The sequence below is a fragment of the Bartonella sp. AP57NXGY genome (assembly GCF_042195805.1).
In the GTDB taxonomy this organism is placed as follows: Bacteria; Pseudomonadota; Alphaproteobacteria; order Rhizobiales; family Rhizobiaceae; genus Bartonella.
On the sequence record NZ_JBHIOZ010000012.1, the window covers coordinates 12,832 to 18,497 of the forward strand.

5 protein-coding genes are annotated in these 5,666 nt (G+C 35.8%); all 5 read left to right on the forward strand.

The genetic code is table 11. The annotated features are described in order from the left end of the window. The first annotated feature begins 154 nt into the window (after window positions 1-154). The 5 genes from ACFIL8_RS03080 (at window position 155) to ACFIL8_RS03100 (ending at window position 4,450) form a co-directional block, all read left to right on the forward strand. Window positions 155-1,063 (forward strand): metal ABC transporter substrate-binding protein, encoded by a 909-nt coding sequence (locus ACFIL8_RS03080; protein ID WP_375611408.1) that lies wholly within the window; start codon window positions 155-157, stop codon window positions 1,061-1,063. Next, window positions 1,060-1,890 carry a manganese/iron ABC transporter ATP-binding protein gene (locus tag ACFIL8_RS03085; protein ID WP_375688882.1) on the forward strand — a complete coding sequence of 277 codons (831 nt, stop codon included), beginning with the start codon at window positions 1,060-1,062 and terminating at the stop codon, window positions 1,888-1,890. The genes ACFIL8_RS03080 and ACFIL8_RS03085 overlap by 4 nt, the downstream gene beginning before the upstream one ends. After that, window positions 1,887-2,753 carry a metal ABC transporter permease gene (locus ACFIL8_RS03090; protein ID WP_375611406.1) on the forward strand — a complete coding sequence of 289 codons (867 nt, stop codon included), beginning with the start codon at window positions 1,887-1,889 and terminating at the stop codon, window positions 2,751-2,753. The genes ACFIL8_RS03085 and ACFIL8_RS03090 overlap by 4 nt, the downstream gene beginning before the upstream one ends. Then, on the forward strand, window positions 2,750-3,655 hold the full coding sequence (locus ACFIL8_RS03095) for a metal ABC transporter permease (RefSeq protein WP_273790250.1): 906 nt from the start codon (window positions 2,750-2,752) through the stop codon (window positions 3,653-3,655). The genes ACFIL8_RS03090 and ACFIL8_RS03095 overlap by 4 nt, the downstream gene beginning before the upstream one ends. A 408-nt stretch (window positions 3,656-4,063) precedes the next feature. Continuing rightward, window positions 4,064-4,450, forward strand: a complete 387-nt coding sequence (locus tag ACFIL8_RS03100; protein WP_375611405.1) for a YbaN family protein — start codon at window positions 4,064-4,066, stop codon at window positions 4,448-4,450. Window positions 4,451-5,666 lie beyond the last annotated feature (1,216 nt).

Here is a 5,666-nt window from a genome sequence, read left to right on the forward strand (position 1 = left end):
TTTTTTCAATATGAAAAAACTGTTTTTAAACATCTTGAAAAGTTATTTTTTCTCTTAATCCTTCATTGCAAATGTAAAAGATAACTGCTATTGCTAAATGATAATGCAAATTATTTGCAATAAAAAGAAGGCATATAAAGGAAAGAGAGAATCAATGAACGTAAGAACGTTTTTCACCATAGTTTTTGGAAGTGTTATTTTTTTTACACCCAATTTTGCTTTGTGTGCTGGTAAATTTAAAGCTGTTACGACATTCACTATCATTGCTGATATGGCACGCAATGTAGCAGGTGATGCCGCTGATGTTGAATCCATTACAAAACCAGGTGCGGAAATTCATGAATACCAACCCACCCCACGCGATCTTATGCGTGCTCAGGGAGCTAACCTTGTATTGTGGAATGGTTTAGAGTTAGAGCTTTGGTTTGAAAAGTTTTTTCAAAATATCAAGGATGTTCCAAGTGTTGTTGTTTCAAAAGGTATTGTACCCATTAAAATTGGTGAGGGCCCCTTTAGCGGTAAACCCAATCCTCATGCGTGGATGTCACCGACCTCTGCTTTGATTTACGTTGATAATATTCGCGATGCTTTTGTAAAATATGATCCTGAACATGCTGAAATTTATAAACAGAATGCTGAAATTTATAAACAGAAAATTCGTGCAACGATTGATCCAATTAGGGCTGAATTAGAAGCTGTACCGCAAGATAAACGTTGGCTTGTGACCAGTGAGGGGGCTTTTAGCTATTTGGCGCGTGATTTTGATCTAAAAGAACTTTATTTATGGCCCATCAATGCTGACCAACAAGGAACACCACAGCAGGTCAAGCATGTTATTGATATGGTTCGCAAATACAATATTCATGCAGTTTTTTCTGAAAGCACTATTTCCCCTGCGCCTGCTAAGCAGGTTGCCAGAGAAACAGGAGCTAAATACGGTGGTGTTCTTTATGTTGATTCTTTAAGTGAGAAAAATGGTGAGGTACCCACTTATATTGATTTATTACGTGTCACGAGTGGGCGTATTAGCAATGCTTTAGTAGAGGGAGTAAAAAACCAATGACGGAATGTGGAATTTTTGCCCAAGGAGTAACGGTAACATATCGTAATGGACATACAGCTTTACGCGAAGTGAATTTTGAAAGTCCAAAGGGTTCTATTACGGCATTGGTTGGTGTTAATGGATCCGGTAAGTCAACGTTATTTAAAGCGATTATGGGGTTTGTACGCCCCTCAAAGGGAAAAATTCGTATGTTTGATTTGCCCGTTAATATAGCTTTGAAAAAAAATCTTATTGCTTATGTTCCTCAAAGTGAAGATGTTGATTGGAATTTTCCTGTCTTGGTTGAAGATGTTGTATTGATGGGGCGGTACGGTCATATGAATTTCTTTCGCTATGCCCGTACACAAGATTATGAAGCCGTTCGTATTGCCTTAGAACGCGTTGATATGTTGGCTTTTGCCAAGCGCCAAATTGGAGAACTTTCTGGTGGACAGAAAAAGCGTGTTTTTCTAGCACGCGCTCTTGCACAGAAAGCAAAAGCTATTTTATTAGATGAGCCGTTTACAGGGGTTGACGTTACAACAGAAGATAAAATCATTGCTTTGTTACAAGATCTTCGTAAAGAAGGAGCTGTGATCTTGGTTTCAACTCACAATTTGGGTTCTGTTCGCGAATTTTGTGATCATACAGTTTTAATAAAAGGTACTGTTTTAGCTTCTGGGTTAACAGAAAAAATCTTTACAAAGGAAAATCTGGAGAAAACTTTTGGAGGGTCTTTGCATCACCATATTTTTGATCTTCAAACCACAAAAAAAAATGATGTTTTCATGGGAAGAAAGCAGTCTGCAGTTTGTGAAGATATTGAAAGAGTGGAGCACGTTGCATGATTTCTTGGTTGCTTGAGCCACTGAGCTATCAATATATGGTGAATGCAATGTGGGTTTCTGGGTTAGTTGGGTGTGTTTGTGCCTTTCTTTCAGCTTTTTTGATGTTAAAAGGTTGGTCATTGATTGGTGATGCACTTTCCCATTCGATTGTTCCTGGTGTAGCAGGAGCTTACCTTTTAGGGTTACCTTTTTCACTCGGCGCTTTTTTTTCTGGTGGTCTTGCAGCAGCAGCAATGCTCTTTTTTAACCACCGGACAAAGCTTAAAGAAGATACCATTATTGGGCTCATTTTTTCTTCCTTTTTTGCCTTTGGGTTGTTTCTCAAATCATTAAAACCAATGGCTGTTAATATTGATACGATTGTTTTGGGAAATATTTTAGCAGTGAGTTCAACAGATATTCTACAATTGGCTTTTATCGGCTTTGTTTCGTTGCTTATATTGCTTTTGAAATGGAAAGATCTTCTTGTTTCGTTATTTGATGAAACGCATGCGCATGCCATTGGATTAAACGTAAAATTTTTAAAGATTCTCTTTTTCACATTGCTTGCCGCTTGTACCGTTGCTGCGATGCAAACCGTTGGAGCGTTCTTAGTCATTTGTCTTGTTGTGACACCTGGGGCAACGGCCTATCTTTTAAGTGATCGTTTCGTAAACATCTTGGTTATTGCAGTTGTAATTGGAACCTTCACAAGTGTCTTGGGTGTTTATGTGAGTTATTTTTTGAATGCACAAACGGGGGGGGTTGTAGTGCTTTTTCAAGCATCTTTATTTGTTTTGGCTTTTATTTTTGCTCCTAAACATGGGTTTATTGCTGCGCGCTTACGCATAAATGCGGCAAAAAAGGGTGTAATATTATCATGATTGATCAATTACTGCTTCCGTTTCAGTTTTCTTTTATGCTTAAGGGTATGCTTATTGTCATGATTCTTTCTATTCCCATGGCGATGCTTTCCTGTTTTCTTATTTTGAAAGGATGGGCGCTGTTAGGCGATGCCATTTCTCATGCAGTTTTTCCAGGTGTTGTTGTTGGTTATATGACAACACCATGGGTAATCGCATTTTTAACTTCTTTGCCATTTGCTTGGTTTCAGCATATGCGTCCAGAGAATATTACAATGACTTTGATTACTTGCGGTGCTTTTGTTGCAGGAATGGTGTGTGCACTATTAACGGGTTTTTTAGGGAGCAATAGCCGTATCAAACAGGACACGGTGATGGGTGTGGTCTTTTCTTCAATGTTTGGTTTGGGGCTTGTTTTAGCCACGTCTATTTATAGTAGCTTAGATTTGAATCATATTCTATTTGGTAATCTCTTGGGTGTTAACTGGCTTGATATAACGCAGACGGCAATCATTTCTGCTGTTGTCACTTTTATTTTAGCAGCAAAATGGCGCGACTTTATGCTGTATATTTTTGACACAGTTCAAGGACGTGCAATGGGGTTACCAATATCTCTACTCCACTATACCCTGCTAACGATGATTTCTCTTACAATTGTTGCGGCTTTGAAAGCTGTAGGTATCGTACTCGTTATTTCTTTACTGATAGCACCAGGAGCAATTGCCTATCTTGTCACAAAGCGGTTTTCTTTTATGTTAATGATCGCGATACTTGTTGCAGCTTTTTCTGGTTTTTTAGGGATTTATCTCAGCTTATTTATCGGCTCTGATTCTGCTTCCACAATTGTGTTGATCTTGACGTTGATTTTTATGGCTATTTTCATGATGATTTTCTTTCGTCGAAACACAGTTCAAGAGACTTGAAAGTGTTAAAATTCATGCATATCAGCCATGCATTTTTATATATTGTTTCTCATTTTTATTTTAATTAGAGTTTGGGGTGCTAGGTTATTTTTCCTCCTAATATCTAGCAGGTGAATGCAGTAAATTTTCTCCCCCCCAACACTGCATTCTTAATTAAGAGGCTGCATTGATTTCTTCTGCAGCCTTTTTATTTTTTTGTTTTTCTAAAATCTCTCCTCTTTTCTTGAAATCATTTAAAATGATTATAATATTGTGTAAGCTATTCGGTATTTTCAAGGAACTTATAACAGCAAAGACACTTACGCATGAAGGGGTAGAGCGTAATTGTGCACTCAGACATGTAAACAGAAAAAAACAGATACAATGTTTTTGTATAGGGTTTTGCGTAGAGGAAAATAGTACGAGAAAATGAAAAAAGATTTGAAGATATCGCACCCTTTACGTATCTGCTATTATATAGCAGGGTGGGCGATGGTTATATTAGGTATTATCGGTGTCGTATTACCTATTATGCCAACTGTGCCTTTTTTATTGGTTGCCTCATGGTGTTTTACGCGTTCTTCTCCACGTTTTCATCAATGGTTGAATAATCATCGTATTTTTGGTCCCCCTATTAAGCGATGGGAAGAAAAAAAAGCAATCTCTCCATTCGTTAAAGTTTTTGCAATGATGAGTATGACAGGAGGATTTTTATCCTTTTTTGTAATGCTACACCCTCCTTTGTGGATTTCTTTACTTGTTGCGGTTATATTATTGCTGATTGCCATTTATATTGTAACACGTCCATCTTCCTAATGATAAAAAAGGCTTTATGGGATACTCTTTTTAGCTTCAACTTATTTGTAAAAACTATGAGAACTTTTAAGTTTTGAATATAAGCTCTCCATTTCCAAAATGCATATGAAATAGCAAGCTTTTTGAACGCAATTAATTAATAATATGTTTGTGAAATAATTTTTATGAACACTCAAAATGTTCTCACTTGGTAAACAATGATAAATCACATTCATGGAAGAGAGTCATTATTTTTGTAAAGCATGTTTGTATGAATCTCTACATATACATCATTAAAAAGTCATTGATATGATAGTCATTTCTTTCTAAAAGACATTTCGTTTGTTTTCATATCTCTTAATGAGGATATAATACAAAGCTTACTAAACACCATCATTTTTATACTTATACAGTTAAGAAGCCGGTCTATTATATCAATCTTTAATGTTACATCTGTTATTAACTTAAGAATAATTCATAAGAAACAACAGAGTTTTTCAAATGGTTTTATATATACACGCATTCTTATTATAATATGCGAATAAATAATTTCTCTGTCTTTGTATAAAGCTTATTCGAAATAAAAATATTATTGCATTCTCTGTTTTTAATAAAGTCATGCCCCTCACGTAAAACAAAAGGTCTCCCAAATCATGTTATTTACACATTTATTTTAATGAAACATCTCCCAACACTTTACTCATTTCATAATAGCAGACCATACATGGATAAAGTAAAATCTCATTGTAACGTGTATAAAATCTATTTGAGCACCATCATCCTTGCCTTTCAAAATGCACACCAATAGTCACCATGCTATTTGTCATCCTCCAATGTTGCCTTAGTAATTCCTAATGCTACAATTATAGCTTGTCATCTGGTTTTGTATATTTTGACACTAGATTTTGTACCAATTTATTTTTTCAAAGAGTTTAAAGATGTTCTCAAAGGGTTTTGAAAGCCTTTTCTCATTTTTACTTATGGAAACGCACTTTTTTCTGATTTTCGGTAATTTTTGCAATTTTAGGTGTCAAAATCTATTTTGATAAAACGCGCATTGAATGGTCAAAATTGTACATAAAAACAACAAATTACCACGTATTCCTACTTAATCCAACCTCTTCCCACTTAGTATAAAACCTACTGTCAAACTACAACAATAACCCTTAGAACTTGAAAACCTTCATACATGCAAGGAGATGAGTGTGCTTGATTTAACAGGGTTAAAATGAGAAAA

Excerpts from the sequence above, each read along its gene's own strand:
- ACFIL8_RS03095 (WP_273790250.1), top strand. The coding sequence starts at position 2,750 with ATGATTGATCAATTACTGCTTCCGTTTCAGTTTTCTTTTATGCTTAAG.
- ACFIL8_RS03080 (WP_375611408.1), top strand. The coding sequence starts at position 155 with ATGAACGTAAGAACGTTTTTCACCATAGTTTTTGGAAGTGTTATTTTT.
- ACFIL8_RS03085 (WP_375688882.1), top strand. The coding sequence starts at position 1,060 with ATGACGGAATGTGGAATTTTTGCCCAAGGAGTAACGGTAACATATCGT.
- ACFIL8_RS03100 (WP_375611405.1), top strand. The coding sequence starts at position 4,064 with ATGAAAAAAGATTTGAAGATATCGCACCCTTTACGTATCTGCTATTAT.
- ACFIL8_RS03090 (WP_375611406.1), top strand. The coding sequence starts at position 1,887 with ATGATTTCTTGGTTGCTTGAGCCACTGAGCTATCAATATATGGTGAAT.